Origin of the sequence: Paraburkholderia mimosarum LMG 23256 = NBRC 106338 (assembly GCF_000739815.1) — a bacterium.
Classification (GTDB): Bacteria; Pseudomonadota; Gammaproteobacteria; order Burkholderiales; family Burkholderiaceae; genus Paraburkholderia; species Paraburkholderia mimosarum.
Map to the genome: position 1 here is coordinate 91,855 of NZ_BBJJ01000010.1, position 13,370 is coordinate 105,224.

At 65.3% G+C, this 13,370-nt stretch carries 16 protein-coding genes and 2 tRNA genes; 12 read left to right on the forward strand and 6 right to left on the reverse strand.

Translation table 11 applies throughout. From position 1 onward, the window contains the following. The first annotated feature begins 59 nt into the window (after positions 1-59). On the forward strand, positions 60-1,535 hold the full coding sequence (locus BMI01S_RS10960) for an NAD-dependent succinate-semialdehyde dehydrogenase (RefSeq protein ID WP_407668967.1): 1,476 nt from the start codon (positions 60-62) through the stop codon (positions 1,533-1,535). A 126-nt stretch (positions 1,536-1,661) separates the two neighbouring features. Next, positions 1,662-2,336, forward strand: coding sequence for a LysE family translocator (locus BMI01S_RS10965; RefSeq protein WP_028211561.1), 675 nt, complete (start codon positions 1,662-1,664; stop codon positions 2,334-2,336). 108 nt (positions 2,337-2,444) lie between these two features. On the opposite strand, the gene BMI01S_RS10970 is transcribed toward BMI01S_RS10965, so the two are convergent. Both BMI01S_RS10970 and BMI01S_RS41900 read right to left on the reverse strand, forming a co-directional pair. Beyond that, the gene (locus tag BMI01S_RS10970; protein WP_028211560.1) at positions 2,445-2,744 is read right to left on the reverse strand and encodes a hypothetical protein; all 300 of its coding nucleotides are present in this window, start codon (positions 2,742-2,744) and stop codon (positions 2,445-2,447) included. Positions 2,745-3,157: 413 nt separating this feature from the next. Next, complete coding sequence (locus BMI01S_RS41900) at positions 3,158-3,319, reverse strand: hypothetical protein (RefSeq protein WP_167334412.1); 162 nt, start codon at positions 3,317-3,319, stop codon at positions 3,158-3,160. Between the two features lie 576 nt (positions 3,320-3,895). On the opposite strand from BMI01S_RS41900, the gene BMI01S_RS10975 reads away from it, so the two are divergent. The 5 genes from BMI01S_RS10975 to trmB all read left to right on the forward strand — a co-directional run bounded on the left by BMI01S_RS10975 (position 3,896) and on the right by trmB (position 6,683). After that, positions 3,896-4,216, forward strand: a complete 321-nt coding sequence (locus BMI01S_RS10975) for an EthD family reductase (RefSeq protein ID WP_028230519.1) — start codon at positions 3,896-3,898, stop codon at positions 4,214-4,216. 95 nt (positions 4,217-4,311) lie between these two features. Then, positions 4,312-4,875, forward strand: a complete 564-nt coding sequence (locus tag BMI01S_RS10980) for a YggT family protein (RefSeq protein WP_028211558.1) — start codon at positions 4,312-4,314, stop codon at positions 4,873-4,875. Positions 4,876-4,982: 107 nt separating this feature from the next. Then, a tRNA-Gly gene (locus BMI01S_RS10985) sits at positions 4,983-5,057 on the forward strand. Between the two features lie 240 nt (positions 5,058-5,297). Continuing rightward, positions 5,298-5,549 carry a hypothetical protein gene (locus BMI01S_RS10990; protein WP_154671193.1) on the forward strand — a complete coding sequence of 84 codons (252 nt, stop codon included), beginning with the start codon at positions 5,298-5,300 and terminating at the stop codon, positions 5,547-5,549. 351 nt (positions 5,550-5,900) lie between these two features. Next, complete coding sequence (trmB, locus tag BMI01S_RS10995; protein WP_028211556.1) at positions 5,901-6,683, forward strand: tRNA (guanosine(46)-N7)-methyltransferase TrmB; 783 nt, start codon at positions 5,901-5,903, stop codon at positions 6,681-6,683. Positions 6,684-6,739: 56 nt separating this feature from the next. Here the strand turns inward: trmB and BMI01S_RS11000 are convergent, their stop codons facing one another. From BMI01S_RS11000 to BMI01S_RS11010, 3 genes are all read right to left on the reverse strand, one after another. After that, positions 6,740-7,594, reverse strand: coding sequence for an undecaprenyl-diphosphate phosphatase (locus BMI01S_RS11000; protein ID WP_028211555.1), 855 nt, complete (start codon positions 7,592-7,594; stop codon positions 6,740-6,742). Between the two features lie 99 nt (positions 7,595-7,693). Then, a complete protein-coding gene (locus BMI01S_RS11005; RefSeq protein ID WP_028211554.1) occupies positions 7,694-8,281 on the reverse strand; it encodes a DUF1439 domain-containing protein in 588 nt (195 codons plus the stop codon). Positions 8,282-8,392: 111 nt separating this feature from the next. Beyond that, positions 8,393-8,704 carry a YkgJ family cysteine cluster protein gene (locus tag BMI01S_RS11010; protein ID WP_028211553.1) on the reverse strand — a complete coding sequence of 104 codons (312 nt, stop codon included), beginning with the start codon at positions 8,702-8,704 and terminating at the stop codon, positions 8,393-8,395. 226 nt (positions 8,705-8,930) lie between these two features. Between BMI01S_RS11010 and hemN the strand changes: the two genes are divergently transcribed. The 5 genes from hemN (at position 8,931) to BMI01S_RS11035 (ending at position 12,266) form a co-directional block, all read left to right on the forward strand. After that, positions 8,931-10,316 carry an oxygen-independent coproporphyrinogen III oxidase gene (hemN, locus tag BMI01S_RS11015; RefSeq protein WP_028211552.1) on the forward strand — a complete coding sequence of 462 codons (1,386 nt, stop codon included), beginning with the start codon at positions 8,931-8,933 and terminating at the stop codon, positions 10,314-10,316. Between the two features lie 123 nt (positions 10,317-10,439). Next, positions 10,440-10,524 (forward strand) — tRNA-Leu (locus BMI01S_RS11020). 229 nt (positions 10,525-10,753) lie between these two features. Beyond that, positions 10,754-10,975: a hypothetical protein gene (locus BMI01S_RS11025; RefSeq protein WP_028213361.1), complete on the forward strand. Its 222-nt coding sequence runs from the start codon at positions 10,754-10,756 to the stop codon at positions 10,973-10,975. A 238-nt stretch (positions 10,976-11,213) separates the two neighbouring features. Beyond that, positions 11,214-11,921, forward strand: a complete 708-nt coding sequence (locus BMI01S_RS11030) for a pseudouridine synthase (protein ID WP_028213362.1) — start codon at positions 11,214-11,216, stop codon at positions 11,919-11,921. Positions 11,922-12,077: 156 nt separating this feature from the next. Next, positions 12,078-12,266 carry a hypothetical protein gene (locus BMI01S_RS11035; protein WP_028213363.1) on the forward strand — a complete coding sequence of 63 codons (189 nt, stop codon included), beginning with the start codon at positions 12,078-12,080 and terminating at the stop codon, positions 12,264-12,266. A gap of 34 nt (positions 12,267-12,300) precedes the next feature. Here BMI01S_RS11035 and BMI01S_RS11040 read toward each other — a convergent pair whose 3' ends face one another. After that, positions 12,301-13,359, reverse strand: coding sequence for an NAD-dependent epimerase/dehydratase family protein (locus tag BMI01S_RS11040; RefSeq protein ID WP_028213364.1), 1,059 nt, complete (start codon positions 13,357-13,359; stop codon positions 12,301-12,303). Positions 13,360-13,370: the final 11 nt, after the last annotated feature.

Below are 13,370 nucleotides of genomic sequence, written 5' to 3' on the forward strand. Positions count from 1 at the left end.
CCGCATCGCGCCTCGCACACGGCAAGAGCCGCGACGCCAGGTGAACCTGAGGAGAGACGATGATGATGTTGTCCGCATCGGAGCGCCTGACGCAACTGAATGATCCCGCGCTCTTCAAGACCCGCGCGTACATTGACGGCGAGTGGAGCGGTGGTGCGGCGACGTTCGCCGTGCTCGACCCCGCCGACAACGCCGAAATCGCCCAGGTGCCCGACTTCGGCGCCGACGAGGCGAGGCGCGCCATCGCGGCCGCCAGTGCCGCGCTGCCGGCGTGGCGCGCGAAGACGGGCAAGGAGCGCGCGGCCGTGCTGCGGCGCTGGTTCGACCTCGTGATCGAGCACGCCGACGACCTCGCCGCGATCATGACCGCCGAGCAAGGCAAACCGCTCGCCGAAGCGCGCGGCGAAGTGGTGTATGGCGCGTCGTTCCTGGAATGGTTCGCCGAGGAGGCCAAGCGCGTGAACGGCGACGTGCTCGCGAGCCCCGCGAGCGACCGCAAGCTCGTCGTGCTCAAGCAGCCGATCGGCGTGTGCGTCTCGATCACCCCGTGGAATTTCCCGATCGCGATGATCACGCGCAAGGTCGCCCCCGCCGTCGCCGCGGGCTGCACGATCGTCGTGAAGCCGGCCGAGCAAACGCCGCTTTGCGCACTCGCGCTCGCCGAACTCGCGCAGCGCGCGGGCGTGCCCAAGGGCGTGTTCAATGTCGTCACCGCCGACTCGGCGAACTCCATCGAGGTCGGCCGCGCGCTGTGCGAGAGCGACGTCGTGCGCCATCTGTCCTTCACGGGATCGACGCCGGTGGGCCGCATCCTCATGCAGCAGTGCGCGCCGACAGTCAAGAAGATCGCGCTCGAACTGGGTGGCCACGCGCCCTTCATCGTGTTCGACGACGCCGATCTCGACGCCGCCGTGGAAGGCGCGATCATCTCGAAGTACCGCAACGCGGGCCAGACCTGCGTCTGCACGAACCGCTTCTACGTGCACGACAAGGTATACGACGCCTTCGTCGAAAAACTCGCGGCCGCTTCGCGCAAGATCAAGGTGGGCAATGGCTTCGAGAGCGGCGTCAACCAGGGGCCGCTGATCGACGATGCAGCCGTCGCCAAGGTCACGCAGCACATCGACGATGCGACGGCCCAGGGCGCGAGACTCGTCGCGGGCGGCAAGGCCAGTTCGGGCCGCTATGTCGAGCCCACCGTGCTCGCCGACGTCACGCGCGAAATGCTGATCGCCCGCGAAGAAACTTTCGGCCCCGTCGCCGCCGTGTTCCGCTTCAGCGACGAAGCCGAGGTGATCGGCCTTGCCAACGACACGGAGTTCGGCCTCGCCTCGTACTTCTACAGCCGCGACCTTGGTCGCGTCTGGCGCGTGGCGGAAGCGCTCGAGTACGGGATGGTCGGGATCAACACGGGGCTCATTTCGAATGAGGTCGCGCCGTTTGGCGGCGTGAAGCAGTCGGGTCTCGGACGCGAAGGTTCGAAGTACGGCATCGACGAATATGTCGAGCTCAAGTATCTGTGTATTGGCGTCTAAGGCACGTTTAAGGCGCGCTTGAGCCGCGCTTGAACCGCATTTGACGCCAACGTTCATGTCGCCCGCTTTCGCTCGCGCGGGTGGGCCGGCGCGGCATGCAATCCATACCAACAAGAAATCGTTTTCATGTCTCACGTTTCTCTGCTGTCCGATGGTTTTTTCCTGTCGCTTTCGCTTTGCCTCGACATTGGTCTCGTCAACGTCGCCATCATTTCGCTCACCCTCACACACGGCTTTCGGCCGGGCTTCTGGCTTGGCCTCGGCTCGTGCTTTGGCGATCTCATCTATGCCGCGCTGGCGCTGGCGGGCATGGCCGCGCTGCTGCAGTTTTCGGCGGTCCGCTGGATCGTGTGGATCGGCGGCTCCGCCCTGCTGCTCATGCTGACCTGGAAAATGGCACGCGAAGCGCTCTATCCTGCCTCGGCGCCGCCCGTGGAAGGCGAAGCCGATAGCGCCGCGCCGCTGCCGAAACCGTGGCGCAGCTTCGTGCGCGGCGTGGTGCTCGCGCTGTCGTCTCCGAGCGCGATTCTCTGGTTTGCGGCCGTTGGCGGCGCGCTCATCGCCAAGTCGGGCGCGACGAGCGCAAGTGCGGCGTCTATCTTCCTGCTGGGCTTTTTCGCGGGAGGCCTCGGCTGGACGCTTTTCCTGTGCAGCCTCGCGAGTCATGGCCGCAAGCGCGCCGGCGCCGGCTTGCTGCGCGCCTGCCACATGCTCTCGGCGCTGTTGTTCGCATACTTTTCGTACAGCGTGATCGTGCACGGCTACCACGATCTGATTCTGCAAGGCGCCGGCTCAACGTGATGGGGGTCAGGCATGTCCGGCTCGGCGCAATAGGAAACGGCGCAACGCGGCGTGAGCCGGCGTTGCGCCGTTTCTAAAGCCAGGATCGGGCGGCTGCCGCCCGTCAGCTTAGTGGCGGTAATAACCGTGGCCGTAGTAGCCGCGGTAGTAGCCACCATGACGCCAATACGGATGGCCGTAGTAGCCGTAGCCGCCATAGACGACGGCGGGCGGCGGCGCATAGACCACGGGCGGCGGGGCGTAGATGACAGGCGGGGGCGGCGGCGCGTAGACTGGCTCCGCATAAACCGGATAAGCCGGAGCAACCGGAATGCCAATACCGATACCCACCGAAACGTGCGCCTGGGCCGCGCTGACGAACCCCATGCCTAGCGCAGCGGCAACGATGAACGGAACGGTCTTTTTCACTTCTCTTCTCCTGGCGGCCGCCAACGGCGCCTTTCAATAACGGGCACTGCCCACGCGTTCAATGTATCGAAAATAGTGACCGGCATTGGTAGCCATTTGTTTCGAATTGCAATCCCCGCTGCGGGCAATCCGAACGGGCATCGGGCCCAGCGGGCGCGGCTGCGGCGAAAAATCGCCGAAGGGCCGCCGGATCGGGGCGGGGAATGGCTGGAGGCAGGGCGAGCTTTCATTCTTACCGGCATGGAGGCGCGGAAACGCCACTTTCCCGGTAATGTTCGATTACAAATTAGTCGCGGGGCCGCCGCCGCCCGAGGCACGTCCCGCGCTGTAAACGACAATGCCCGGTCGCGGGACCGGGCATCTTATTCAACCGGCGGCGGTACCAGCGCCGCCGCTGCAATGCGCGAACCTGGCTATCCGACCTTCACGTAGGTGAATTCGCGCGTGACGCTCGGCGGTACGTAGGCGCCGCTGATGCGCACGCGCGGCGTCAGGCGCTTCTTCTGGTCCCACCAGCAGCGGCGTTGAACCGGCGTGAGAAACCGCAGATGCTTTCGGTAAGCGAAGATGCTCATGGTGAACTCCCCGAATCGGACTACCGACAGGAACAAACCCAATTGCACGACTGCAACAACGAAACCAAACGATGAAAAGTATTGTGCTGAGATTCCGCGACAAGAATTGCACTGTTGCGCGATAGCCTCATGTGCGCCGTATATGCGCTGCGCACTGTTCGTTGAGGCCACCTCATGCTGGTCTCAGCCGCCGAGGGTGTGCCGTCGGTCCGCCAGCATAAATCGTGCCACCTCAAGAACGCGCCCTCGTTGCCTCCAGCGTCATTTGTAGTCGCACCATAGGGGCGTGATCGGTACGACAACGAACATTGGGCGCGACGCGCGGCTCAATACAACGTCTGTGCCGCTATGCGCATGGCAAGCACAATCTGACAGAAACACTGTAGCTGTTCACAGAAAACCGTGATGTGTGCCAAGACTAGTGACTTTCAGGTCCGCGCCAGGACAGGACGGCCACCGCGCATGCGCCTACCCCGCGCGGCAGTATCGATCGCGGATACTGGCGACGCGTAAGCCGTGGTAATGTGGCGACGGCGCGCGCAGCGCGCCCACAGGACTCACCGACGAGAACGCACAATGATCAAGGTCAGCATCCTCTATCCGTATCGCGAAAACGGGCGTTTCGACACCGGATACTACTGCACGCATCACATGCCGCTCGCAGCCAAGCTTTTCGGCGACTCGCTCAAGGGCTGGTCCGTCGACATCGGCATCAATGCGGGGCCGCCGGGCACGCCGCCGCCTTACGTCGCAGCCGGGCACTTCCTGTTCCAGTCGGTGGATGCGTTCTACGCGGCATTCCAGCCGCATGCCGATACGCTGCTCGACGACATTCCCAACTACACCGACGGCGGAAATGGCACGATTCTGATTAGCGAGATCAAGGTGTCAGTCTGACCTGTTCCGCAATAGGGAACGGGCAGCCTCGACACCCTTTTCGGCCGCCACACGCCAGACGCGCCGCAACTCAACACACGAAGGAAACGACACCGATGTTCGGCGATATCGCCCGCTTTCTGCTCAATACGGTCTTCACATTGTTCGGCGCCGCTCTGCTGGTGCGCGCCTGGCTTCAATACGTGCGGGTGCCGCCGTACAACCCCGTGACTCACGCCATCCAGCAGGTCACCAACTGGCTCGTGCTGCCGCTGCGGCACGTGATCCCCAGCGTGCGCGGCATCGACTGGGCGAGTGTGGTCGCCGCGCTGCTTGCGGCCATCGCGTATGTGCTGCTGATGGTGTGGATTGCGGGAGTCGACCCCTTGGGCCTTCTGCCGACGCTTCTGATCGTCGCGTTGCTCACGCTCGTGAAATGGGCGCTCAATTTGTTGATCTGGCTGACGATCCTGATGGCTTTGCTCTCGTGGCTCAACCCGCGCTCGGCGGCAATGCCGGTGCTTTATCAGCTGACGGCGCCGTTCCTCAATCCGCTGCGACGCATCCTGCCGAATCTGGGCGGACTCGACCTCTCGCCGATCCTGCTCTTCGTGATCGTTCAGGTGCTGCTTATGGTGGTCACACGCGCAGCCGTTTCGCTGACGCTATTCGGCATCTGAGGGCACCCCCTCAGCGATTCGCACCATCGGCGGCGCGTTCCTCGCGCCGCTTCCTTCGACCGCGTCATTGCGCAAACCCGTCGAAACCGCGTAAAATGGCGCGCTCTGCGGGCGTCGTATAATGGCTATTACCTCAGCTTCCCAAGCTGATGACGTGGGTTCGATTCCCATCGCCCGCTCCACTTAGGCAGGTAGGCACGCAGGGTCGCCCACCGCCGCGCGAGACCACGGTGTTTTAGCCGCGCCCCCCTCCCCGGCCGCCATGCCTGCCTTGCTGGCGCTTGTCCGGCGCATGCCCGGCGCGATCTGAATTCCACTGTTGCACAATGCACTCTGGCGCGCGTCGTGTTCTGCCGTATGCGCCGCGAGCGGGTCCGCCGGCGAGCCCGAAGGATTTCGCAGGATCGCCGCAACGACTCGCCGTGCGCCTCTGGCGCACCAGTCCCCCGATGGATCAATTTTTCATGTCCCGGCCGAGCGCGATCGCCTTGATCGTGCGCTCGCGCAAAGCCCTTTTGATTGACGCCGATGAACGCATGCCGGCCGAGGCCGAGCGCCTGCGCGCCGCAGCCGAGGACCTCACGCAACTGCTGTTCGACGTACGCGCCGGGCGTGTCGATGCGTTCGATCTGTACGAACCCACGCGCATGCGAGTTGTCGTTTCGGCGGATTGAATCGATGACCCCGGCGCTGCGGCGGCCAACTGGCGCTCCCGGGCTGGTGCCCGGAGCCCTCCGGCCGCGCTGATATAATGCGCGACGGCCTCGGAGCCACCGGGCCTCAAGCGCGCCGCGCTCGCCCTGGCGGCCGAACTGGCTACGGCAGACAGCTGCCGTTTCGGGCGGACCGGCAACCCGGCCATTGCGGCCGCCGCGCCCACCGGGCAACGGCCGAAAGCGGCGCACGTCGCATTCGGCCCGGCACAGCCGGGGCCCCGCCGCCACATGGCATCGCATGCCGATGGCGCAAGCCGCCCGCATTTTCGAAAGCCGCGAAATCCGCCGCTCTCACACCTATCCGCGAAGATGAATCACGATCCCAACGACGAAGTCCGTCCCGACTGCGCGCCGTCAGACGCAGAAGACGCCGCCTCCGATGCGAACGAGCAACCCGACGCCCAGGCAGGCGACGCGCTGCACCTGCGTCGCATCCGCAGCTTCGTGACGCGCGCCGGCCGCGTCTCGACCGGCCAGCGCCGCGCGCTCGACGAACTCGGCCCGCGCTTCGTGGTGCCCTACCAGCCCGAGGCCGCCGATTGGGACGCCGTGTTCGGCCGCCACGCGCCGCGCGTACTGGAGATCGGATTCGGCATGGGCGCCAGCACGGCGGAAATCGCAGCACTGCGCCGCGAGGAGGATTTCCTCGGCGTCGAGGTCCACGAGCCGGGGGTCGGCGCCCTGCTGAAGCTGATCGGAGAGCAGAATCTCGAGAACATCCGCATCATCCAGCACGACGCCGTGGAAGTGCTCGAGCACATGATCGCCCCCGCTAGCCTCGACGGGGTGCACATCTTCTTCCCCGATCCGTGGCACAAGGCGCGCCATCACAAGCGCCGCCTGATCCAGCCGAAATTCGTCGCGCTGCTCGTCTCGCGCATGAAGCCCGGTGCTTATCTGCATTGCGCGACCGACTGGCAAAACTATGCGGAGCAGATGCTGGAAGTGCTAGGCGCGGAGCCGGCGCTGGAGAATACGGCCGCCGACTATGCACCGCGCCCGGACTATCGCCCAGTGACCAAGTTCGAGCGCCGCGGTTTGCGGCTCGGCCACGGTGTGTGGGATCTGGTGTTCCGCCGCCGCGCCGACTGAATCCGCGAGTTGCAACGAGAAACGGGCGCCGCGCTGTCATGCGGCGCCCGTCGCTTTTAGTCGTCCCAGCCAAGCCCGCCGCCGTAGCCGAACAACAGGATCACGAGGCCGAAGGCGATTCGGTACCAGGCAAAAGCGGTGAAATCGTGCGACGCAATGAAGCGCAAGAGCCAGCGCACGCACGCGAAAGCGCTCACGAACGCGGCCACGAACCCGACACCGAAGAGCCCGAGTTCATCCACGGAGATCGTCTGCCAGCTCTTGTGCAGTTCATAGAGCGTCGCGCCGAAAATGATCGGGATGGCGAGAAAGAACGAAAACTCGGTCGCGACGCGCCGCTCGAGGCCGAACAGCATTCCGCCGATAATGGTCGAGCCCGAGCGGGACATACCCGGAATCAGCGCGAGACACTGCGCGCAACCGACCTTGAATGCATCGAGCGGCGTGATCTCGTCGAGCGACTTCACACGCGCGTCGTGCTGTGCGGCGACCGGCAGCCCCTGCGGGCCCCGCATCCGGCTTTCGACCCACAGGATGACGAGGCCGCCCCCGACGAGCGCGAACGCCACGGGCACCGGCGCGAACAGAACCGATTTGATCGCCTTCTCGAACAGCAGGCCCAGCACGACCGCCGGGATCGTGGCGACGATCACGTTGAGCGCGAAGCGCCGGGCATCGGGCCGCGTGGGCAGCCCTACGACGACATCGCCGATCTTGCGGCGGAACTCCCAGCACACCGCGAGAATCGCGCCGAACTGGATCGCCACATCGAAGGTCTTCGCAAAGTCGCCTTCGAAATTGAGAAGGCTGCCCACGACGATCAGATGGCCCGTGCTCGAAACGGGCAAAAACTCCGTGAGCCCCTCGACGATGCCGAGAATCAAGGCCTTGCAGGTCAATATCCAGTCCATCCCTTCTAGTCCTCTTATTCGTGAAAGCGGGCGTCAGGACGGCGCACGAAGCCTCGCGGCACGACCCGCGGCGGCCGTGCGCGCCGGCGTTTCGTCTGCTTACTTCTCGACGATCTGTACGCGTATGCCGTTTGTAAGGATGGTGATTGTACCGGGTTCGTAATTCACGCCGGCAAACTGAAGCTGGTCGGGCTTGAAGGTGTAGACCGGATAGTTGTTGAGCAACTGGGTGGCGGCGAGCGCCGCGATCGCGTTCACCTGCGGCGCGTACGCGGCGGCGTTGCCGGCCATGTCGACGCCGTCGACCGATGGCGACCGGAGCACCACGGCGCGGCTCGCGGCGTCGTACGCAAGCTCGCTCGATACCGTGAACGCACCGCTTACGGGCTGCTGCATCAGCGGACTTTCGAGGTGCGCGTCGAGCCGCACGGCCACGCGGTTGCGATCGGGCTGCAGCGTCACGACGGGGTTCGTGAGCGAGACGTCGAAAATCTGCTGCATCGAGCGGTGATACGGAAACTTGCGCTGCACCGCGTCCTGCACCTGCTGCTGCGAAAACGTGTAGTGGTCGGGAATGAACGGGAATATCCCCGTCGCACACGCGCCGAGCGACATCGCCGTCCCCGCCGCGGCACAGGCTGCGTACAGGAAGGCGCGCCGGGAAACGCGCGTTGCGGTGTGGATCATGCGGATTCTCCTTTTGGGCGGGCTGGCCGGTTAGCCGACCTTACGCGGCGACGTCCGGGCGGCGCCGTCATTCTGGCGCATACCGCCGGGCGGACGCAGTTTGCGCCTCGCTCAGCGAGAGGCCAGCGATTTTGGCGGCGGCGCAGTTTGCGCTTCGAGACGCGTGAGCCAGACGATCGCCTCCTCGCGCGAGCCCCCGCACATGTCGGGCTGCGGCTGCAGCCCCGAGCAGCAAGCCGGACGTAACGGCGAGCCGAAGATCATGCAGCGCAGATCCTCGCCAAGCTGAACGCAGCGCACGCCGGCCGGCTTGCCATTCGGCATGCCCGGAATCGGACTCGTAATGGACGGCGCGATGCAGCAGGCGCCACAGCCGGGACGGCACGCATGCGCGGAAACATCGGCGGGAAAAACGGGACTCACATCGGTTTCCTGAAACGCTCACGGATTGGGTCCGGACGCGGCAGCGCGCGCATCGAAGGACCAGACGTATTGTGCCATCGCCGATATGCGACCTTTTTACACAATCGCATGCACTGACGGGCTCTTACACTCTGTGCATCTGGCGCTCCAGGACACGCCACCCGTGCACGGCGTTCCGCGTCGCGGGGCGAGCCCGCCAAGGCGCCGCCTTCCCAGTGAGCTTTACATGAGCGACGCCGACCTGCTCTTTCGCCCCGACCTGCTCGCCAAATACGGCGCCAACGGCCCACGTTACACGTCCTATCCGACAGCCCTGCAGTTCCGCGACGACTTCGATCCCGCGGACTACCGCCGGGCCGCCGCCGATCCGGGCGCGAGCGAAACCGATCTCTCGCTGTACTTCCATATCCCCTTCTGCGACACGGTCTGCTTCTATTGCGGCTGCAACAAGGTCATCACGAAGAACCGTGGCCGCGCGAAACCGTATCTCCAGCAGATGATCCGCGAAGTGGCTCTGCAGGCCCGACTGTTCGACACGAAGCGCCCGGTTTCGCAACTGCATTGGGGCGGCGGCACGCCCACCTTTCTGTCGCTCGACGAAATGAGCGCGCTCATGGCCGCCACGCGCGAACACTTCACGCTGCTGCCCGACGACGAAGGCGAATACTCGATCGAGATCGATCCGCGCGAAGCCACGGCGCAGACCGTCGCCCATCTGCGCTCGCTCGGTTTCAACCGGCTGAGCCTTGGCGTGCAAGACTTCGATCCCGTCGTGCAGAAAGCGGTCAACCGCATCCAGCCGCTCGAACTCACCGTCGACGTCATGAACGCCGCGCGCGCGAACGGCTTCGAATCGATCAGCGTCGATCTGATCTACGGCCTGCCGCACCAGAACGTCAGTACCTTTCGCCGCACGCTCGAGACGATGCTGCTGCTCGCACCCGATCGCATCTCGGTATTCGGTTACGCGCATATGCCGCATCTGTTCAAAATGCAGCGTCAGATGGACGAAACCACCCTGCCGCCGCCCGCGCAGCGCATGGCGCTGCTGCAACTGGTAATCGAGCAGCTGACCGACGCGGGGTACGTGTACATCGGCATGGATCATTTCGCACTACCTACCGACGAACTCGCGCGCGCCCAGGTGCAACGCACGCTGCACCGCAATTTCCAGGGGTACAGCACACGCGCCGATTGCGACCTGATCGGCTTCGGCGCGTCGGCGATCGGCAAGGTCGGCGACGTCTACGCGCAGAATGCCAAGGACCTGACCGGATACGGAGCGGCCATCGACGCGGGAGAGCTGGCGATCAGGAAAGGCGTTCGCCTCACCGCCGACGACCGTCTGCGCCGCGACATCATCACCGAGCTGATGTGCAATCTCGAACTGCGCTACGACGAGTTCGAGGCCGCGTATGGCGTGCGCTTCCCGGCGGCTTTTGCCCCCGAACTCGAACGCCTGCGCGAGTTCGAACGCGACGGGCTCGTCGCGCGCAGCGCCGATCGCCTCGAGGTGCTGCCTGCAGGACGCATGCTGGTGCGCAACATCGCGATGGTTTTCGATCGTTATCTGGGCGCACAGCAGCGCGAAAGCTTCTCGCGGACCATTTGACGGGCTTGCCGGCGCATGGTTGCCTGGCTGGGCGATTTGCGTCATAATCACCGGCTACTTCGGGCGCCTGCAGACTGGCGCACGGATGTGCTGCAAGCGAGTAGCGACAAGCAGGCAGCAAGCGCCTCGGTGGTGAAATTGGTAGACGCGCCGGACTCAAAATCCGGTTCCGAAAGGAGTGCCGGTTCGATTCCGGCCCGAGGCACCAGAATGCTTTTTGCGCGTTCTTCGCAAAAGCCGGAATCCTGAAACCCGCGAAAGTTCATCGCTTCGCGGGTTTTTTGTTGCCGCTCGAATCCAGTCGGACGCGCGCACGACGCCTGCCGACGCAACCCAATTGGACAAAGATCAAGCAACCTGCGACTGCGCCGCCTCTCGCGTGAGCGCGATGCTATCGTTATCGCGAGATTATTGAGATAACAAGCGGGGAACGCACGATGGACCGCATTTTCATGAGGCGAGAGGAAGCCATTCGCAACCTCATCGAGGCCCACGAGTCCGCCTCCGGGCGCACTGCGGCGACGTTGATCAAATCGGGCGGCGAGCGATCCGCGAGCCTGGAAGCGCTGGACCGGCTGCTGCTCGACGTCCGCGCGGGCCGGGTCAACGAATTTCGCGCCAGCCCCGACGACAGCACGCGCGTTTCCATCACCGACTGACCCAGGACCGCTGCACTTCGCAGCGCGGGCACCGTTCTAGCGCGGATTCGTCTGCGGCCAGGCTGCGCCACCTCGTCCCCGCGGCCGCTCAGCACCGCGCGGGCTGGACTTGCCGGTACCCCAAACCAGGTTACGCGATCTTCCGGATATGAGCGGACGAGGCGCGCGGCGGGAGCACAGGGGTGTGGCCCGCGTGCGCGCGGCTACAATACCCGCTCCGCGCTGTTCGCCGTCCGTCATGAATCTCGAAAGCATTCTCTTCACCCAGGGTTTCGGCTCGCGCCGCCAATGCCGCGCGCTGATCGCCGAGGCGCGCGTCGCCGTCACCGGCGAGCCGTGCACCGACCCACACGCCACCTTCGATACGTCCGGCCTCGCCTTCACCGTGGACGGCCAGCCGTGGCCGTTTCACGAACGCGCTTACATCGCGCTCAACAAGCCCGCGGGCTATGAATGCTCGCGCGACCCGCAGCATCATCTGAGCGTGTTTCACCTGCTGCCGCCGCAGTTCGCCGAACGCAACGTGCAGTGTGTGGGCCGACTCGATCAGGATACGACCGGCCTCTTGCTGCTTTCCGACGATGGCCAGTTCGTTCACGCCTTCACTTCGCCCAGGCGCAAGGTACCGAAGGTCTACGTCGCGACGACGCGCCATGCGCTTGACGAAGCCCAGCTGAAAGCCCTGCGCGAAGGCGTCCTGCTGCATGGCGAGCGCGAGCCGAGCGCCGCTGTCGCGGCAAGCGCGCGTGGGGAACGTGAACTCGAATTGACCGTGCTCGAAGGCAAGTACCATCAGGTCAAACGGATGGTGGCGGCGGCCGGTAATCGCGTCGAGGCGCTGCATCGCGAACGCATCGGCGGCTTCGCTCTGCCCGCGGGACTCGCGCCGGGCGCCTGGCAGTGGCTCGACGCCGCAGCGCTCGACGCCCTGCGCAGCAAGGGCTGAACCCCCTCGCGCCGCGCACGCTTTGCCGCTCATCGGTGCGTTGCCGCACCAAGGCGCGCAGCCGACCGCCGTTTTCGCCGCGCCGCAGCATGTCCTTGCCGGCCTTCCGCCCTATACTGCCCTCAAGAACGATTACAAGCTGCAAGGAGGGGCATCATGATCATCAACGGCACACTCGAAATTTCCTTCCTGTTGATGGCATTCGTGGCGCTTGGGGCGGTGCTGATAGGTGGCCTGCTCGCGTCGATGCATATGCGGCATCAGTATCATCCGAACCTGATCGGGGCGCTCATCGGAGCGCTGCTTTGCTTCCTCCTGCTCGAAGCGCTGCCGGCCATCACGTGAACGGCACGCTTTGCGCCGCGCCGCCCGCCCGAAGTCACGGGTGCGGCGGCAGCGCGCGCAAGAACGCATCCACGTCGGGATAACGCAACCTCACGCGCAACTCGCGCTTGAGCCGCGTATTCGCGAGCCGGCGTGACTCCCGCATGAAAGAGAGCAAGACTGGCTCGAGTTCACGCTCGGCCTCGGCGAGGCTCACCCGCGGGGGCCGCGCGAGGCCATAGGCGTCGGCTACGCGGTCGAAGTACTCCCCCATCTTCAGTTCGCTGTCGTCCGTTGCGTGGATGGTGCGCCCGGCGCGGCCATGGGTCGCGAGGCGCAGGAGGATTGTCGCGAGGTCGTCTGCATGAATGTGGCTCGTATAGACGTCATCGCGCGCGACGAGCGCGGGCGTGCGCTTTGCGAGCCGCGCGAGCGGCAGACGGTTCGCCGCGTAAATTCCGGGAATGCGCGCGATCGTGGCGTTCAGCGCACCGCGCGCCGTTGCGCGCCGCAGTTGCCGCTCGGCCGATACGCGGCGTACCGCACGGGCGTTGGCGGGTTGCACCGGGCGGGTTTCGTCAATGCGGGCACCGCCGCAGTCGCCGTATACCCCCGTCGTGCTTGCATAGACGAGCGTCGGGCGCTTAGGGCGCCTGCGCTGGGTGCGGGAGGCCCGCCGGATGCGCTCGGGTACAATGGCGGACGGACCGAAACCCGTGGACTCGCCAGAAGCGAGGCGCAAGGTGGGGGACGTTCTGAACGCCAAACCGCGCGCGAGCACCGGACGCGAGGCCGCACGGCGGCGCGCCGTGAGCGCTGCGATCAGGCGGCGGGTGCGCAGGTCGTCGGCACCGTCTTTTTGTGGCGGCGCGAGATGCAACACCGTGCTCGCCACGCCGCCGAGCCGCGCGAGGCTGCGGCGCGAGTCGAGGTCGCCGCGCAAGGGCACAGCGCCCGCGGCGCGCACCGCTTCCACGCGCTCGGAGCGGCGCGCGAGCGCGAAAACACGCGCGCGGTCCGGCCGCTCGCGCAACTGGGCGACGCAGCGCAGGCCAACGTCGCCGCAACCGACGATCAGGATGCGCGCACGGCGCAAGTTTCGTGTGGCAATCATAGTGGAACCAT

Bases quoted from the DNA above. Each gene is read 5' to 3' on its own strand.
- BMI01S_RS10960 (WP_407668967.1), top strand. From the start codon at position 60: ATGATGATGTTGTCCGCATCGGAGCGCCTGACGCAACTGAATGATCCC.
- BMI01S_RS10965 (WP_028211561.1), top strand. From the start codon at position 1,662: ATGTCTCACGTTTCTCTGCTGTCCGATGGTTTTTTCCTGTCGCTTTCG.
- BMI01S_RS41900 (WP_167334412.1), bottom strand. From the start codon at position 3,319: ATGAGCATCTTCGCTTACCGAAAGCATCTGCGGTTTCTCACGCCGGTT.
- BMI01S_RS10975 (WP_028230519.1), top strand. From the start codon at position 3,896: ATGATCAAGGTCAGCATCCTCTATCCGTATCGCGAAAACGGGCGTTTC.
- BMI01S_RS10980 (WP_028211558.1), top strand. From the start codon at position 4,312: ATGTTCGGCGATATCGCCCGCTTTCTGCTCAATACGGTCTTCACATTG.
- trmB (WP_028211556.1), top strand. From the start codon at position 5,901: ATGAATCACGATCCCAACGACGAAGTCCGTCCCGACTGCGCGCCGTCA.
- BMI01S_RS11000 (WP_028211555.1), bottom strand. From the start codon at position 7,594: ATGGACTGGATATTGACCTGCAAGGCCTTGATTCTCGGCATCGTCGAG.
- BMI01S_RS11005 (WP_028211554.1), bottom strand. From the start codon at position 8,281: ATGATCCACACCGCAACGCGCGTTTCCCGGCGCGCCTTCCTGTACGCA.
- hemN (WP_028211552.1), top strand. From the start codon at position 8,931: ATGAGCGACGCCGACCTGCTCTTTCGCCCCGACCTGCTCGCCAAATAC.
- BMI01S_RS11025 (WP_028213361.1), top strand. From the start codon at position 10,754: ATGGACCGCATTTTCATGAGGCGAGAGGAAGCCATTCGCAACCTCATC.
- BMI01S_RS11030 (WP_028213362.1), top strand. From the start codon at position 11,214: ATGAATCTCGAAAGCATTCTCTTCACCCAGGGTTTCGGCTCGCGCCGC.
- BMI01S_RS11035 (WP_028213363.1), top strand. From the start codon at position 12,078: ATGATCATCAACGGCACACTCGAAATTTCCTTCCTGTTGATGGCATTC.
- BMI01S_RS11040 (WP_028213364.1), bottom strand. From the start codon at position 13,359: ATGATTGCCACACGAAACTTGCGCCGTGCGCGCATCCTGATCGTCGGT.